The sequence below is a fragment of the Kitasatospora sp. NPDC059088 genome, assembly GCF_042738155.1.
GTDB lineage: Bacteria > Actinomycetota > Actinomycetes > Streptomycetales > Streptomycetaceae > Kitasatospora.
Window position 1 is genome coordinate 47,708 of the sequence record NZ_JBHYGR010000051.1, and the last position, 14,831, is coordinate 62,538.

General features: G+C 75.9%; 11 protein-coding genes and 1 pseudogene. 5 read left to right on the plus strand and 7 right to left on the minus strand.

Features of this window, described 5'->3' with window-relative positions:
- Window positions 1-146 precede the first annotated feature (146 nt).
- The 3 genes from ACFWXO_RS23195 to ACFWXO_RS23205 all read right to left on the minus strand — a co-directional run bounded on the left by ACFWXO_RS23195 (window position 147) and on the right by ACFWXO_RS23205 (window position 2,542).
- Window positions 147-989 carry an undecaprenyl-diphosphate phosphatase gene (locus ACFWXO_RS23195; protein WP_380525629.1) on the minus strand — a complete coding sequence of 281 codons (843 nt, stop codon included), beginning with the start codon at window positions 987-989 and terminating at the stop codon, window positions 147-149.
- A gap of 227 nt (window positions 990-1,216) precedes the next feature.
- Window positions 1,217-1,951 (minus strand): class I SAM-dependent methyltransferase, encoded by a 735-nt coding sequence (locus ACFWXO_RS23200; RefSeq protein WP_380525624.1) that lies wholly within the window; start codon window positions 1,949-1,951, stop codon window positions 1,217-1,219.
- Window positions 1,952-2,008: 57 nt separating this feature from the next.
- On the minus strand, window positions 2,009-2,542 hold the full coding sequence (locus ACFWXO_RS23205) for a PadR family transcriptional regulator (protein ID WP_375892330.1): 534 nt from the start codon (window positions 2,540-2,542) through the stop codon (window positions 2,009-2,011).
- Window positions 2,543-2,686: 144 nt separating this feature from the next.
- Here ACFWXO_RS23205 and ACFWXO_RS23210 point away from each other — a divergent pair, with 144 nt between their 5' ends.
- Window positions 2,687-3,466: an alpha/beta fold hydrolase gene (locus ACFWXO_RS23210; RefSeq protein WP_380525625.1), complete on the plus strand. Its 780-nt coding sequence runs from the start codon at window positions 2,687-2,689 to the stop codon at window positions 3,464-3,466.
- Between the two features lie 33 nt (window positions 3,467-3,499).
- Window positions 3,500-4,426 carry an aminoglycoside phosphotransferase family protein gene (locus ACFWXO_RS23215; protein WP_380525626.1) on the plus strand — a complete coding sequence of 309 codons (927 nt, stop codon included), beginning with the start codon at window positions 3,500-3,502 and terminating at the stop codon, window positions 4,424-4,426.
- Between the two features lie 69 nt (window positions 4,427-4,495).
- Here the strand turns inward: ACFWXO_RS23215 and pxpB are convergent, their stop codons facing one another.
- From pxpB to ACFWXO_RS23235, 4 genes and pseudogenes are all read right to left on the minus strand, one after another.
- The gene (gene pxpB, locus ACFWXO_RS23220) at window positions 4,496-5,107 is read right to left on the minus strand and encodes a 5-oxoprolinase subunit PxpB (RefSeq protein WP_380525630.1); all 612 of its coding nucleotides are present in this window, start codon (window positions 5,105-5,107) and stop codon (window positions 4,496-4,498) included.
- 68 nt (window positions 5,108-5,175) lie between these two features.
- Window positions 5,176-5,952 (minus strand): LamB/YcsF family protein, encoded by a 777-nt coding sequence (locus ACFWXO_RS23225; protein ID WP_375892327.1) that lies wholly within the window; start codon window positions 5,950-5,952, stop codon window positions 5,176-5,178.
- Window positions 5,953-6,095: 143 nt separating this feature from the next.
- Entirely contained in the window at window positions 6,096-6,611 is a 516-nt protein-coding gene (locus ACFWXO_RS23230; protein ID WP_380525631.1) for an IPT/TIG domain-containing protein, read from the minus strand.
- 45 nt (window positions 6,612-6,656) lie between these two features.
- Window positions 6,657-7,412, minus strand: a pseudogene (locus tag ACFWXO_RS23235) (IPT/TIG domain-containing protein); the annotation flags it as partial.
- A 194-nt stretch (window positions 7,413-7,606) separates the two neighbouring features.
- Between ACFWXO_RS23235 and ACFWXO_RS23240 the strand changes: the two are divergent.
- The 3 genes from ACFWXO_RS23240 to ACFWXO_RS23250 all read left to right on the plus strand — a co-directional run bounded on the left by ACFWXO_RS23240 (window position 7,607) and on the right by ACFWXO_RS23250 (window position 14,703).
- Window positions 7,607-9,142 carry a hypothetical protein gene (locus ACFWXO_RS23240; protein WP_380525632.1) on the plus strand — a complete coding sequence of 512 codons (1,536 nt, stop codon included), beginning with the start codon at window positions 7,607-7,609 and terminating at the stop codon, window positions 9,140-9,142.
- Between the two features lie 77 nt (window positions 9,143-9,219).
- Window positions 9,220-10,095, plus strand: a complete 876-nt coding sequence (locus ACFWXO_RS23245; protein ID WP_375892322.1) for a hypothetical protein — start codon at window positions 9,220-9,222, stop codon at window positions 10,093-10,095.
- 42 nt (window positions 10,096-10,137) lie between these two features.
- Complete coding sequence (locus ACFWXO_RS23250; protein ID WP_380525627.1) at window positions 10,138-14,703, plus strand: hypothetical protein; 4,566 nt, start codon at window positions 10,138-10,140, stop codon at window positions 14,701-14,703.
- Window positions 14,704-14,831 lie beyond the last annotated feature (128 nt).

Sequence of the window (14,831 nt, forward strand, 5' to 3'; positions counted from 1 at the left end):
CGCCCCCCCGCCCGGCCGGGGCCGGGCGCCCCCGCGGGCCCCGGGGGGTTTGGTCCCGCCGGCCCGGGGGGGGGGGGGGCCCCGGGGGGGGCCCCCCGCCCCACCGTTTCCCCGGGCCGTTCCGGCGCCACTGGTGGAACCGCGTTCTACTTGACCGAACCCGCGTCCGGCGCCAGCACGCCGCCCGCCACCAGACCGATGATCAGAACGCCGAGCAGCACCCGGTATACCACGAACGGCAGGAAACTGTTGTTCGAGATGTACCTGAGGAACCAGGCGATCGCCGCGTAGCCGACCGCGAAGGCGATCAGGGTGGCCAGGATCGTCGGACCCCAGGCCGGCGCCGGGCCCTCGCCGATCTTGAACAGCTCCAGCGTCCCCGAGGCGAGCACCGCCGGGATCGCGAGCAGGAACGAGTAGCGGGCCGCCGCCTCCCGGCTGTAGCCGAGCAGCAGGCCCGCGCTGATCGTGCCGCCGGAGCGGGAGACCCCGGGGATCAGCGCCAGCGCCTGGGCGAAGCCGTAGGCGGCCGCGTGCGGCAGGGTCAGGTCGGTGATCGGACGGGCGTGGCGGACGGCGCGGGTGCGGTCCGCGAGGGCCAGGACGAGGCCGAACACGATCAGCGTGGTGCCGATGACCCGCAGGTCGCGCAGGTGGGTCTCGATGGAGTCCTGGAACAGCTTGCCGAGGACGCCGATCGGCAGCGTCCCGAGGATCACGAACCAGCCCATCCGGGCGTCCGGATCGGAGCGCAGCGCCGGGCGGAACAGCGACAGCGCCCAGGTGCGGACGATCGAGGCGATGTCCCGGCGGAAGTAGATCAGCACGGCGGCCTCGGTGCCGAGCTGGGTCACGGCGGTGAAGGCGGCGCCCGGGTCGTCCCAGCCCAACAGGGCCGAGAACACCCGCAGGTGGGCGCTGGAGGAGATCGGCAGGAACTCGGTGAGCCCCTGGATCAGGCCGAGAACGGCCCCGTGGAACCAGTCGATCACCGAACACCCGCCGGGGGTATCGGGCGGGCGTGGCGGGGGTGCGGCATGGGCGGGTCCTCGCGGGTCGGAGCGGGCGTGCGGGCGTGCGGACGACCGCGACCCGCGCGACCCCGGGCCGCGCACGGGCCCGGCGCGCGGCCGATGGTACGGGGTGAAGGTAACAGTTCTTTGTTCACCCTTTAATCGGACTTTGCGCACCGGGCTCGCACCCGGCCCGCGCCGGGCTAGCCGGCGGGCCGGGCCCGGACCCAGGTCCGATCGTCCGTCAGGTACGTCTCGATCCGCAGCCCGGCGTCCGCCAGGGCCTCCTCGAAGGCCGCCGTCGAGAGCGGGCGGGACAGGAAGGTCTGGGTCCAGGTGCCGTCCGGGAAGACGTACTCCGTCCGGACCGAATTCACCCCGGCACCGACCGGTGTCGCCGAGAGGATCCTGGCCACCCCGTCCGTCCCGGCGATCCGGCTCTCCCGCGGCACGTTCCGGTGCCAGTCCTCGCCCTCGCGCTGCACCAGGACGCAGCCGTCCCCGGCGACGTGGCGGCGGCAGGTCTCCAACAGGCCCTGGCGGACGGCCGGATCGCCGGCGTGCACCAGGAAGGAGGCGAGCAGCACGACGTCGAAGCGCTCGCCGAGGTCCAGCCGCTCGATCGGGCTGCGCACCGTACGGACCTCCGGGCGCACCCGGGCGAGCATCTCGGCGGACTCGTCCACCGCCGTCACGGCGAAGCCGCGCTCGACCAGCGGGTGGGTCATCCGGCCGACGCCGCAGCCCAGTTCGAGGATCCGGGCGCCGGGCGGGGCGGCCGCCTCGATCACGTCCGGGGCGTCGCCCACCGGGAGGCGGGTCCACACCTCCACCGCGCAGCCGTCCGGGGTGATCGCGCCCGCGCCCGTGCCCTCGTAGCCCTCACGCCGCCCGTCGTGCCCGTGCGCGCCGCCGTTCTCGTGCAAGTCGTTGCCCATGGGGGCCATCGGAACACGCGCGGGGCGGGGAGGGAAGGCGGTCCGGGCGGCTTTCGGTCAGCCCGTCAGGAGCTCCAGATCCGCCAAGGTGGCGCGCAGCCAGGCGAGTTCGGCCTCGGTGGTGGCCCGGGCGGTGAGCAGCAGGCCGCGCCGGAAGGGGTCGGCGAACTCCTCGGCGCTGCGCGGGCGCTCGCCCTCGTAGAAGAAGCTGGCCGGCTCGGACAGGAAGGTCAGCCGGCGGCGGAGTACGGCGGCCTGGGCGGCCGGGTCGTCGAGGTGGCGGAGGAAGGAGACCACGGTGGTCCAGCGGTTGCCGTCGCTGATGTCGAGCGGCTCGGGCGCGCGGAGCCGGTCGAGCAGTGCGGTGCGGCCGGCTCCGGTCAGGTGGAGGGTGTGCCGGGGCGCGGCGGCGCTGCCGGGCTCGGTCTCGCGCACCAGCAGGCCGTCGGCCTCCAGTCGCTTGATCGCGGGGTAGAGCGAGCCGTCGCTGATCGGGCGGATGTGACCGGTGAGCGCGGCGAGGTGGCGACGCAGTTCGTAGCCGTGCAGCGGGCGGTCGTACAGGAAGCCGAGGATCGCGAGCTTGAGCATGGGGCCACTCTCCCAGATCGGTGTCTCGGTGCGCCGGTATATCGGTTCCGGTATACCTCGACTTCGAGGTATGGTCTGGCCTCGGCAGTCCCGAACCGGAACCGCCGAGCGACCCGACCCGAACCGACCCAGGAGTGTGTGCACGTGCGCGAGGCCCCCGTCACCCCGAACGGCGACCGGATCCGCTGGGTCGAGCTGCCCGGCGCCGAGCCCGCCCGGCTCTACCTGCACGGCCTCGGCGCCAGCTCACCGGTCTACTTCGCGGCCGCCGCCGCCCACCCGCTGCTCACCGGACGCCGCGCACTGCTGCTCGACCTGCTCGGCTTCGGGATCAGCGACCGGCCCACCGACTTCGGCTACACCCTGGAGCAGCACGCCGACGCGGTCGCCACGGCCGTCGCGGCGGCCGGGCTCCGGCAGGTCGAGGTGGTCGCCCACAGCATGGGCGGCGCGATCGCGATCGTCCTGGCGCACCGCCACCCCGGGCTGGTCTCCCGGCTGGTCCTGGCGGACGCCAACCTCGACCCGATCGCCCCCGACCCCGAGCGGATCGGCAGCAGCGGCATCGCGGCCCGCACCGAGGCCGAGTTCCTGGCCGGCGGCCGGGCGGAGGTCGCCGAACGGGTCGGCCCGTCCTGGTGGTCCACCATGCGGCTGGCCGGTCCCGAGGCCCTCCACCGCAGCGCCGTGCACCTCGCCCGGGGCAGCGAGCCGACCATGCGCGCCCTGCTGCTCGGACTCGACCTCCCGCGCACCTTCCTCCACCCGGAGGCGGACGCCCCCGCGGATGCCGACGGCCTGCGCGCGGCCGGGGTCCGGGTGGTGGCGGTGCCGGACTGCGGGCACACCATCATGCTCGACAATCCGGACGGCTTCGCGGCGGCGGCCGCCACGGCGCTCGGGGGGCCGGCGCGGACGTCCTAGGCTGGACGGCACCGCCGGAGAGGAGCCCGTACGATGCCCGTCGCCGTCCCGCCCGCACTGGCCGCGTCACTGGCCGGGTCCCTCGGCGCGCGGGGACGCGCCTGGGTGGCCCGACTCCCCTCCCTGGCGGCCGAGTCGGCCGAACGCTGGGAGCTGCGCCCGGACGGCCCGGCGGCCCACGGCGTGGTCGCGCTGGTGCTGCCGGTGCGCCGCGCCGACGGTACGCCCGCGGCGCTCAAGCTCCAGCCGGTGGACGAGGAGACGGTGGGCGAGCCGCTCGCCCTCCGGGCCTGGGGCGGTTGCGGCGCCGTCCGGCTGCTCGACCACCAACCCGCCACCGGCGCCATGCTGTTGGAGCGCCTGGACCCGTCCCGCTCGCTGCTCACGATGGCCGACGACCTCGCGGCGGTACGGGTGATCGCCGAACTGCTGCGACAGTTGACGCTCCGTCAGGCGCCGCCCGGCCTGCGCACCTTGGCCGACGTCGCGGACGAGCTGCTGCTGCGCGCCCCGGCCGCAGCTGCCGCCCACACCGACCCGGACGAACGGCGCCTGCTCGCCGACTGCGCGGCCGCCCTCCGTGCCGTCCGCGCCGAACCGGGCGACCGCCTGCTGCACTGGGACCTGCACCACGGCAACGTCCTCGCCCCGCTGCCGGACACCGACCGGGCACCCTGGCTGGCGATCGACCCCAAGCCGCTGGCCGGGCACCCTGGCTTCGAGCTGCTGCCCGCGCTGCGCAACCGCTGGGCGGACGTCACGGCCGGCGGCAGCCCGGCCAGGGCGCTGCGGCGCCGCTTCGACCTGCTGGTGGAGGCGCTGGAGGTGGACCGGGAGGCGGCGGCCGCCTGGACCCTCGCCCGGGTCCTGCAGAACGCGGTCTGGGCGGCCGAGGAGGGGGAGACGGCGCTCGACCCGGGCCAACGCGTCATCGCGGAGCTGGTGTCGGGCCGGGGCTGACGGGCGTCCGGCGCCGCCACCGGGCGTGGACGCGGCCCCCGCGCCGCCACCGGTCCGGCCGGCCCGCCGCTACGCCCGTACCGCCGTGAACCGGACCCGTACCCCCGGCGCCAGCAGGGCCGCCGGCTCCCGGGCCGGGTCCCAGAGCGCCAGCGCCGTCCGCCCGATCAGCTGCCAGCCGCCGGGGGACGGGCTCGGGTAGACGCCGGTGTACGTCCCGGCAAGGGCCACCGAGCCGGTCGGGACGGCGCTGCGCGGGGTGGCCCGGCGCGGCACCCCGTACCGCGGCGGCAGACCGGTGAGGTAGCCGAAGCCGGGGGCGAAGCCGCAGAAGGCGACCACGTACTCGGGCTCGGTGTGGATCCGTACGGCCGCCTCGGCGGAGACGCCCCAGCGGGCCGCGACCTCCGCGAGGTCGGCGCCGTCGTACACGGTCGGGATTTCCACCAGCGGCCCGCCCGCGGTCGTGGCGGCCGTCGGGCGGGCGGTGCGCAGCAGCGCCGCCAGCGCGGTGACGTCCGCGACCTCGTCCAGCAGGACGGTGTGGGCGGCGGGCACGATCTCGCCGACCTCGCCGAGCTCCCCGCCGGTCTGCCGGTCGCGCAGCCAGCCGTACAGCGCGGCGACCTCGGCCGTCCCCGGGAGCTCGACCAGCAGCGCCCGCTCGCCGACCCGCCGCACCGCCGGGCCCGCACCGGGAGGGCCCGCGCCGAGCCGCTCCCCGCCGGGCCGCTCCCCGGCGCCGCCCGTCACGCGAACGCCTCGACCCGCACCCCGGCCGAGGCGAGCGCCCCACGGATCCGCCAGGCGAGCTGGGCGGCGCCGGGGGTGTCGCCGTGGACGCAGAGCGAGCGCGCCTCGACGGCGATCCGGTCGCCACCGACGGCCTCCACCGCGCGGTCCCGGGCGATCCCGACGGCCCGGGTGATGACCGTTTCGGGGTCGTGCACCACCGCGTCGGGCTCGCGGCGCGGCACGAGGGTGCCGGCCCAGGTGTAGGCGCGGTCGGCGAAGGCCTCGGCGACCACCGGCAGTCCGACCCCCTCGGCGACGGCGAGCAGCCGGGAGCCGGGCAGTCCGAGGACGGGCAGCGGCCCGTCGCAGACCGCGCCGGCCCGCAGCACCCCGGCCACCACGGCCTCGGCCTGCTCGGAGTCGGAGACCACCCGGTTGTAGAGCGCGCCGTGCGGTTTGACGTAGGAGACCCGGGAGCCGGCGGCCCGGGCGAAGACCTGGAGGGCGCCGATCTGGTAGGCGATCTCGTCGGCGAGTTCCTCCGGTGGGACGTCCATGGCGCGGCGGCCGAAGCCCGCGAGGTCGCGGTAGGAGACCTGGGCGCCGATCCGGACGCCGCGTTCGGCGGCCAGCGCGCAGACCCGGCGCATCGTGGACGGGTCCCCGGCGTGGAAGCCGCAGGCGACGTTGGCGCTGGTCACCACGGAGAGCAGGGCCTCGTCGTCGGTCAGGGTCCAGCGTCCGAACCCCTCGCCGAGGTCCGCATTGAGATCGATCACCGCATCGGCCACGCCCGTCCGCCTCCCAGCAGCTGTTGAGCCAGATGGTAGGGCCTGGCGGTGAAGCCCGTTGCCCGTCACCCGGACGGTCGACGGGCCCACCGGCGCGCGGCCTGCACGCACGCGCCCCGGGGCGGCACCCCGGGGCGGTCGGCTCAGTTCGCGGCAAGGCGTTCCTGGAAGGAACGTTCCAGCGGGCGCAGGGCGCGGAGCACGATCAGCAGCGGAACGACACCGAAGACGCCGAACGACATGTCGATGAATCGCCACGCCAGCGGGATCCCGCGCAGCGGTCCGCAGATCAGCGCCAGCGGGATCACCGCGCCGCAGGCGAGCACCGCCCAGCGGATCACCCAGATGTTGCGGACCGGGTCCTTGAGCGGCCCCCAGAAGGCGGCGCCGATCACCAGGTGGGCGAAGGCCAGCCAGTCGCTGCCGTACGCCAGGAAGGGGTAGCTCCGGTTGGTCTCGACGAGGCCGGTGTGCACCCGCTCGAACCAGGCCGCGGCGCCCGCCGGGGAGGTCGCCGAGCAGAAGGACGGCCCGCAGGAGACGTGCGCGGCCGGCACCCCGCCGAAGGTGATCGAGCCGTAGGTCAGGTTGGTGCCCTGGAGGTACACCTGGGTCCCGCCGGCCACCGGCCCGCTCTTGGTGGTCAGGTTGCTCACCACCGGCGCGGGCGGCGCCGCCGGTGCGGCGCCGGTGTAGTCGAAGGCGACCGGGGAGGCGGCCGTGCCGCCGGGGGTCACCACGCTGACCGGGGCGCTGCCCGATCCGCCGGGGGTGGTCACCGTGCAGGCGGTGTCGGTGCAGGTGCCCGGCGCGGGCACGCCGCCGACCAGCACCATGCCGTTGGACAGGTTGCTGCCGTTGACGGTCACCGCGGTGCCGCCGGTGCCCGGGCCGGTGGTGGTGCCGAGGCCGCTGACGGCCGGGGCGGCCTGGACGGTGGCCGGCAGGTAGCCGCGGCTGCCGAGGTCGTACCGGGAGACGTGCCCGGTCGGGTCGGTGTCGTTGGGGTTGGCGGCCGTGACCGTGATCACGCCGGCGATCGGCACGCCCGGGGTGGTGCGCAGGTTGAGCTTCATGAACTCGCTCTTCCCGACCACCCGGGTGCCGGTGAGCACGGCCTCCAGGTGGCGGCCGTCGGGGGAGAGGGTCTCGGTGAAGGTGTAGTCGTACGGCGTGGAGTAGAACATCGCGCCGTCGGTGGTGACGCCCGGCGGCAGGTCGACGGTGAAGTGGGTCGGCCCGGTCAGGTCGGCGGTGCCGGCGGAGGTCCAGCTCGCCGACATGTTGCCGGAGGTGAAGATGCCGCCGGGGTAGTTCCCGCTCTGCGACACGGTCACGTGCTGGGCGGAGGTCGACGCGGAGGACGCCCCGGGGGCCGCCGCGGCGACGGCGGCACCGGTGCTGAGGACGGTCACGGACAGCGCGGCGGCGAGGCCGGCTTTCGCCAGTCGGGTGATCATGGGTCGATCATCACCGAACCATCGCGCTGACCTCACGGTTTTCTCGCATGACCGTTCGAGAATGGCGGAATCCCGTCGAAACCCCGTTCCGTTTCGGCCCCGGGGACCGCCACCCAGCTGCCGCTCCGCCCGTCCACAAGGTCCGTTTCGGTCGATGTCGGTGCGAACCTCTAATCTTGTCCACCGTGACCGTCATCGCTGACCCGCCCACCGAGCCCGGCCTCCGCCCGGCCGCCGGCGCCGCCGTGCCCGCACCGCGGCCCGCGCCCGGCCCCGCCGCCGACGAGGGCCTGGCCCGCCGGCTCAAGGCGCTGGCCTGCACCGCCCCGCTGCACGACCTGGACAACCGCAAGGTCAACCTGGCCGGCGAGTACGGCGGCTACGCGATGGCCGAGGTCGGCCTCGCCGCGATCGACCTGGTCACCCTGCACATGGACTTCGACACCGGGGCCGACCGCGAGATAGTGCTCGCCCGGATGCTGCCCCGGGTCGCCGCCCAGGCCCCGCGCCGGCCCGCCCCCGAGCACGAGCGGGTCGCCCGCTGGGTGCTGGAGTCGCTGATCAACGTCGGCAGCGTGGACCGCGGCTTCCGCGCCGTCTACGGCACCTTCGGCGCCGACGGCGAGTACGTCCGCCGGGACTACGACTTCAAGCTGATCGAGGAGGTCCCCGGCCCCGACGGCGGTGTCTACCTGCGCACCACCGACGAGGCGGTCAACGTCCTGGTCGGCGCGCTCGACACCGACGTCACCTCGGCCCAGATCGCCGCCGAGGTCAAGCTGGAGGTGCTGATCCGCCGCGGCCGCCTGGCCGACGCCCAGCTCGCCGCCGAGCAGGCCCGCTACCGCACCGTCCAGTACGCCGAGACGCTGCGCCGCGCCCTCGACGCCACCCGCCGCAACGTCCGCGCGGTCGACTGGATGCAGGCCGTCCCCGACCTCATCGACGAGGCGCTGGACCACATCGCCGACCGCTACCGGCACGAGAACGCGATTCTCACCAACATCCGCAAGGCCCGCGACGAGGCCGAGGACCAGGAGCACAAGCGCCGCGCCGCCGAACTGGTCGACATCGTCAAGGACTGCATCCGCCGCCACACCCAGCTCCAGACCCGGCTGCTGGAGGCCGGGCCGCTGTTCCGCGCCGAGCAGGACCGGCAGGCCTTCGCCGCCCCCGGCGCCCGCAGCGGCATCGACCTGTACGGCCAGCTGCTCGCCCCCGTGCTGCGGCTCCCGGTGGAGCAGGCCGTCCGGCCCACCGGCGCCTTCTTCGCCCGCGGCGCCGGCCTGCGCACCCCCGTCTCGGTCCGGGTCGCCGACCTGGTCGACCTGCTGCTCACCCCGCCGGTCGAGCGCGAGCACCTCGGCGCCGAACTGCCCGACCCGGACCTCGTCGCCACCCCGGACGACAGCCGCTTCTCCGAGGCCCAGCTGGAAGCCGCCCAGGTCCTGCTCGACCTGCCCCCGGACGCCCCCCGCCGGCTCTCCGGCCTGCTCGCCGACGCCCGCAAGCAGGACCCGGAACTCCCGTACCTGGTCGCCCTGCTGGCCGTGCACGCGGCCAGCCCGCCGGTCGGCACCGCCTACCGCCAGGGCGAGGAGCGGCTGCTGTTCGCCGTGGACGACGGCACCCCGCTGCGCGACCGGGAGTTCGGCGGCGCCGACCTGATCGTCGGCAGCGCCCTGCTCGACGCGGTCGGCATGGCCGCCGACCGCAAGGACGCCGGCTGACCGGCCCGGCCGCGACACCCACAGGCACCCACGTTGACGAACCACCACCACCGCGCCACCCCCGAGGAGCACCGCCCGTGACGACCCACCACGACACGTCCTGGGCGGCCGAGACCGAACCCGCGGCCCCCGCGCCGATCACCCCGGCCGACGTCGCCGACGCCGCCCGGCTGGTCTCCTTCGGCCTCCAGGCCAAGCTGCTCCCCGCCCGCGACGCCGAGTACGCCGAACTCGTCCGCCGCCACCGCGAGGACCCGCCGTTCGCCCGCCTCGCCGACGCCGTCGCCACCGGCATGGGCCTGGTGGTCCTGGAGGTCTCGCCGCGGGCCGGCATGGCCGTCGCCGCCGCCGAGGAGTCGCTGTTCGCCGTCCGGATGGGCGACTACTCGCGCCGCGCCGCCTCCGAGTCCACCGACCGCTTCCTGCACGGACTGGCCCACCTCGCCGTCGCCGCGATGGCCTTCCCCCGGCCCGAGGACCTCGCCGACGACGGCTACCTCGGCCGGATCACCGTCAACGGCGTCGACTCCTTCGTCCGCCAGGCCTGCCGCCGCCTGGAGGAGCAGGCCGACGCCGAGGGCGCCAACACCGACCCGGCCAGCGACGCCCCCGGGCTGGAGGCCGCCTGGCGGGTCTGGGCCCGGCGCACCGCCACCGGCGCCACCAAGGACGCCCGCCGGCTCTCCGGCTCCACCATCGGCATCGTGGCCAAGGCGGTGATGTTCCTGGTCGACTCCGGCTTCCTGCAGAAGGTCTCCGACGACTCCGGCGGCACCTACCGCACCACCGCCCGCTACCAGCTCCAGGTCCGCGACCTGGCCGGCGGCGCCGCGATGGCCGAACTGCTCGACCTCGGCATCGTCCCGGTCTCCGACGGCACCGCCAGCCTGCTGCCGCCGGACACCGGCGACGAGCTGGTCGCCGACGCCGGCCTGCCGTTCCACTCGCTCTGATCGCTCTGACAACCCCATAAGACGCACGGAGAACCGCCGCACATGTACGAGCTCAACCGGGTCCGCCTCTACTCGATCGGACCGGCCGGCGCGCGCTACGCCGACACGGTGCTCGACCTGCGCGGCGTCGGCGAGCCCGTCGCCGACCCGGCCCCGCAGCAGATCGGCCTGTTCGGCGAGGACACCGAGGGCCCGGTCCGCCGCCCCGCCCCGGCCGGCGTGCTCTTCCTGGAGAACGGCGGCGGCAAGTCCGTCCTGCTCAAGCTGATCTTCTCGGTGATGCTCCCCGGCCACCGCAACACCCTCGGCGGCGCCAGCTCCGGCGTGCTGCGCAAGTTCCTGCTCGCCGACGACTGCGGCCACGTCGCCCTGGAGTGGCAGCACACCGTCACCGGCGAACCGATCGTGGTCGGCAAGGTCAGCGAGTGGCGCGGCCGCCAGGTCTCCTCCGACCCGCGCAAGTTCGCCGAGACCTGGTACTCCTTCCGCCCCGGCCCCGGCCTCACCCTCGACTCGCTCCCCGTCGCCGAACGGGTCAGCCTGGTCGGCGACCAGAAGGCCCGCGGCCGCCGCCGCACCATGAAGGGCTTCCGCGACGCCCTCACCGAGGCCGGCAAGGCCCACCCCCACCTCGACCTGGTCTTCGAGGACGGCCACGACCGCTGGACCGAACACCTCGGCGAACTCGGCCTCGACCCCGAACTCTTCCGCTACCAGCGCGAGATGAACGCCGACGAGGGCGAGGCGGCCGGCCTCTTCGCGGTCAAGCAGGACAAGGACTTCACCGACCTGCTGCTGCGCGCCGTCACCGACACCCGGGACACCGACGGTCTGGCCGACCTCGTCCACGGCTTCGCCGCCAAGCTCGGCCTGCGCTCCGAACTCACCGCCGAACGCGACTTCACCGCCGGCTCGCTCGACCTGCTGGAACGCATCGTCGAGGCCACCGCCGCCCGCGAGACCGTCCGCGAGGCGCACCGCACCGCCGAACGCCGCGCCCGCCGCCTCGCCCACGCCCTCACCTCCCGCGCCGCCGCCGAACGCGACCGCGCCCAGGACCTCGCCATCGAGGTCGCCGCCGCCGTGAGCGCCGTCACCGCCGCCGAGTCCGACCGCACCCGGCACAGCCTGATCGCCGACGAACTCACCCACCGGCACGCCACCCTGAGCCTCGCCGCGGCCACCGCCGAGGCCGCCACCCTGCGCCGCGAACTCATCGACGCCCGCACCCTGCACTCCGCCTGGCAGGCCGCCGAGGCCGTGCTGCGCCAGCGCGCCGCCGCCGACCGGGTCGCCCGGGTCGCCGTCGCCATCCGCGAGGCCGAACTGGACGCCGCCCCGGCGCTCGCCGCCCGCGCCCGCGCCGCCGGCGCGCTCGCCCGCGCCCTGGAAGCCGCCGCCGCGGCCGCCGAGACCCGCGCCGACACCGAGGAGCAGCGCGCGAGCGAGCTCCAGGAGGACGGCGGCAAGGCCCAGTCCGCCGCCACCGAGGCCGCCACCGCCGCCCAGAAGGCCCGCAGCGAGGCCGAGCACCTGCGCCAGCGCCTCGCCGAGGTCGAGCAGGAGACCGAGGCCGCCGTCGAGGCCGGGTTCATCGACTCCGACGGCGACGCGGACCCGGCCCGCGCCGCCCTGCACGCCGCCGACGTGGAGCAGGCCGCCGCCGCGGCCCTCGCCCAGGCCCGGACCGTCGCGGAGGCCTGCGCCACCCGGCTGCGGGAGGCCGCCGCCGCCACCTCCCGCGCCGAACTCGCCGCCGAACGGGCGGGCGACGCCCGCAAGGACGCGGCCCGCGCGCTGGCCGCCGAGCAGCGCACCGCCGCCCTGCTCGCCACCGAGCAGCGCCTCGCCGACCTGCTCTCCCTCACCCCGTACCAAGAAGAGGCCGAGGAGGACGCCGGCTTCCTCACCCCCGCCGTGCTCGACCGCAACGCCGAGTACCTGCGCGAACTCCTCGACGAGGCCATCGCCACCGCCGAACGCACCCTGTTCGACCTGCGCACCGCCGCCGCCGACGACTCCCGCATCCTCGCCGCCCTCGGTGACGGCGGCCTGCTGCCGCCCGGCCCCGACGTGCTGGCCACCGTCGAGTACCTCGCCGAGCACGGCATCCCCGCCCTGCCGGGCTGGCGCTACCTCGCCCAGTCCGTCGACCCCGCCGACCACGAGGCGATCCTCGCCGCCCGCCCCGAACTGGTGGACGGCGTGGTCGTCACCGACCCGGCCTCGCTGGAGCGCGCCCGCGAGGCCCTCCAGGCCGCCGCCCTGCTGCCCCGCTCCACCGTCGCCGTCGGCGCCGCCGCCTCGCTGATCGCCCCGATCACCGACCGGCCCGCCTTCTTCCTGGTGCCGCCGAACCCGGCCATGCACGACGAGTCCGCCGCCGACGGCGAGCGCCGCGAACTGCGCGCCCGCGCCGCCGCCCGCGAGGAGCACATCCGCGAACTCGCCGGCCGGCTCGGCGCCGACCGCGCCCTCGCCGCCCGGCTCGCCTCCTGGCACGCCAGCTGCCCGCCCGGCACCCTCGCCGAACTCGCCGCCGCCGCCGAGGCCGGCCGCGAGCACGCCGAGCAGGCCGCCGCCGCGCTGGCCACCCTGCGCTCCGACCACGACGAGGCCGAGACCGACCACGCGGCCGCCGCCTCCGCCCACGAGGAGCAGCGGGAGGCCGCCCAGCGCGCCCGCCGCCGCGCCGACGCCCTCTCCGGCCTCGCCTTCCGGCTGCGCGAGCGCGCCACCTGGGCCCGCCGCCAGCGCGAACTCGCCGAGGACGCCGCCGAGTGCGACCGCCGCCAGGCCGTCTGCGCCGAACGCGCCCGCACCTGCGACGAGGACCGCCGCGCCGCCCAGCGCGCCGCCGACGACGCCCGCCGCACCGTGCGCGCGCTGCGCGCCGAACGCGCCGAGATCCCCGCCGCCGAGCAGGCCGACGAGCCCGCCGAGCAGACCGCCCCCGCCGCGCTGCCCGCCCTGCGCGAGGCCTACCGGGCCGCCTCCCAGCTGTACGAGAAGGTCGGCGTCGGCGCCGACCTGCGCGCCGAGCAGGCCCGCGCCGAGGGCGACGAGGCCGCCGCCGCGACCGAGCTCGACCGCCTCACCAACAAGGTCCGCACCCGCGCCGAGGAACTCCTCGGCAGCCCCGACGGCGCCGACGGCCCCGCCCGCCAGGCCGCCGCGGCCCGCGCCGAGGAACTGGTCGCCACCATCGAGGCCCGCTCCGCCGCCGCCAGCGAGCAGCTCGGCCGCCTGCGCGGCGAGGCCGAGCGCTCCGCCCCGGCCGACGGCGAGGCGCACACCGAACTGCCCGAGGAACTCGTCCCGGCCGACCCCGAGCACGCCCAGGTCCTGCTGCGCACGGCCACCGGCCGGCTCGCCGAGTGCCGCGAGGCCGTCGACACCGCCCGCACCGCGCACGCCGACCTCCAGCGCACCTTCGACGCCGCCCAGTCCGCCGCCGCCGACTTCGATGAGCTGGCCGGCCAGCTGCGCGACGGCCTGCGCGAACAGCAGGAGGAGGACGGCCGGCCGGTCGAGCCCTACCTCGGCTCGCTGCCCGAGGCCCGCAACGCCTCCACCGACGCCCGCCGCGCGCTGCGCACGTCCGTCGGCGAGCTGTCCTCCGCCGAACTCGCCGTCCGGGACGCCTCCGACGCCCTGGTCCGGCACGCCAACGCGGCCCGCTACGAGGCCGTCCGCACCCCCGCCCGCCAGCAGATCCGCGAACTGCCCGCGTCCGCGCTGCCCGAGCACGCGGCCGCCTGGGCCACCGCCTTCGCCCCCCGGCTGCGGGTGCTCACCGACGAGCTCACCCAGCTGGAGCGCAACCGCGGCTCGATCGTCGACCGGCTGCGCGGACTGGTCGAGTCCTCGCTCACCACCCTGCGGGCCGCCCAGCGGCTGTCCCGGCTGCCCGAGGGCCTGGGGGAGTGGTCCGGCCAGGAGTTCCTGCGGATCCGCTTCGAGGACCCGGACCACACCACCCTGGTGGAGCGCCTCGGCGAGGTCATCGACGAGGCCACCCGTGCCGCCGTCCGGAAGAACAGCGACCTGCGCCGCGACGGCATGTCCCTGCTGCTGCGCGGCGTCGCCGCCGCGATCGGCCCCAAGGGCGTCAGCGTCGAGATCCTCAAGCCCGACGCGGTGCTGCGCGCCGAGCGGGTGAGCGTCGGCCAGATGTCCGACGTCTTCTCCGGCGGCCAGCTGCTCACCGCCGCCATCGCGCTCTACTGCACGATGGCCGCGCTGCGCGCCAACGACCGCGGCCAGTCCCAACTGCGGCACGCCGGCACGCTGTTCCTCGACAACCCGATCGGCCGCGCCAACGCCACCTACCTGCTGGAGCTCCAGCGCGCGGTGGCGGACGCGCTCGGCGTCCAACTGATCTACACCACCGGCCTGTTCGACACCACGGCGCTCGCCGAGTTCCCGCTGGTGATCCGCCTGCGCAACGACGCCGACCTGCGGGCCGGCCTCAAGTACATCTCGGTGGAGGAGCACCTGCGCCCGGGCCTGCCCGCCCCGCAGGACCCGGACGGCCCGACCATCCACGGCGAGATCACCGCCACCCGGATGTTCAAGCGCCCGGCGGAGGTTCCCGCCCAGCCGTGAACCACGGCCTGCCGCCGAACTCCCGCCTGCGGGGCGACGCCGGGGCACGCACCTCGCCGCGTTGTCGTCGGTCGCCGATGCTCCGCATGGACTCCCTCCTCCGCCTTGCGATGCACGCACCCCAACGC

Bases quoted from the DNA above. Each gene is read 5' to 3' on its own strand.
- ACFWXO_RS23250 (WP_380525627.1), top strand. From the start codon at position 10,138: ATGTACGAGCTCAACCGGGTCCGCCTCTACTCGATCGGACCGGCCGGC.
- ACFWXO_RS23200 (WP_380525624.1), bottom strand. From the start codon at position 1,951: ATGGGCAACGACTTGCACGAGAACGGCGGCGCGCACGGGCACGACGGG.
- ACFWXO_RS23205 (WP_375892330.1), bottom strand. From the start codon at position 2,542: ATGCTCAAGCTCGCGATCCTCGGCTTCCTGTACGACCGCCCGCTGCAC.
- ACFWXO_RS23215 (WP_380525626.1), top strand. From the start codon at position 3,500: ATGCCCGTCGCCGTCCCGCCCGCACTGGCCGCGTCACTGGCCGGGTCC.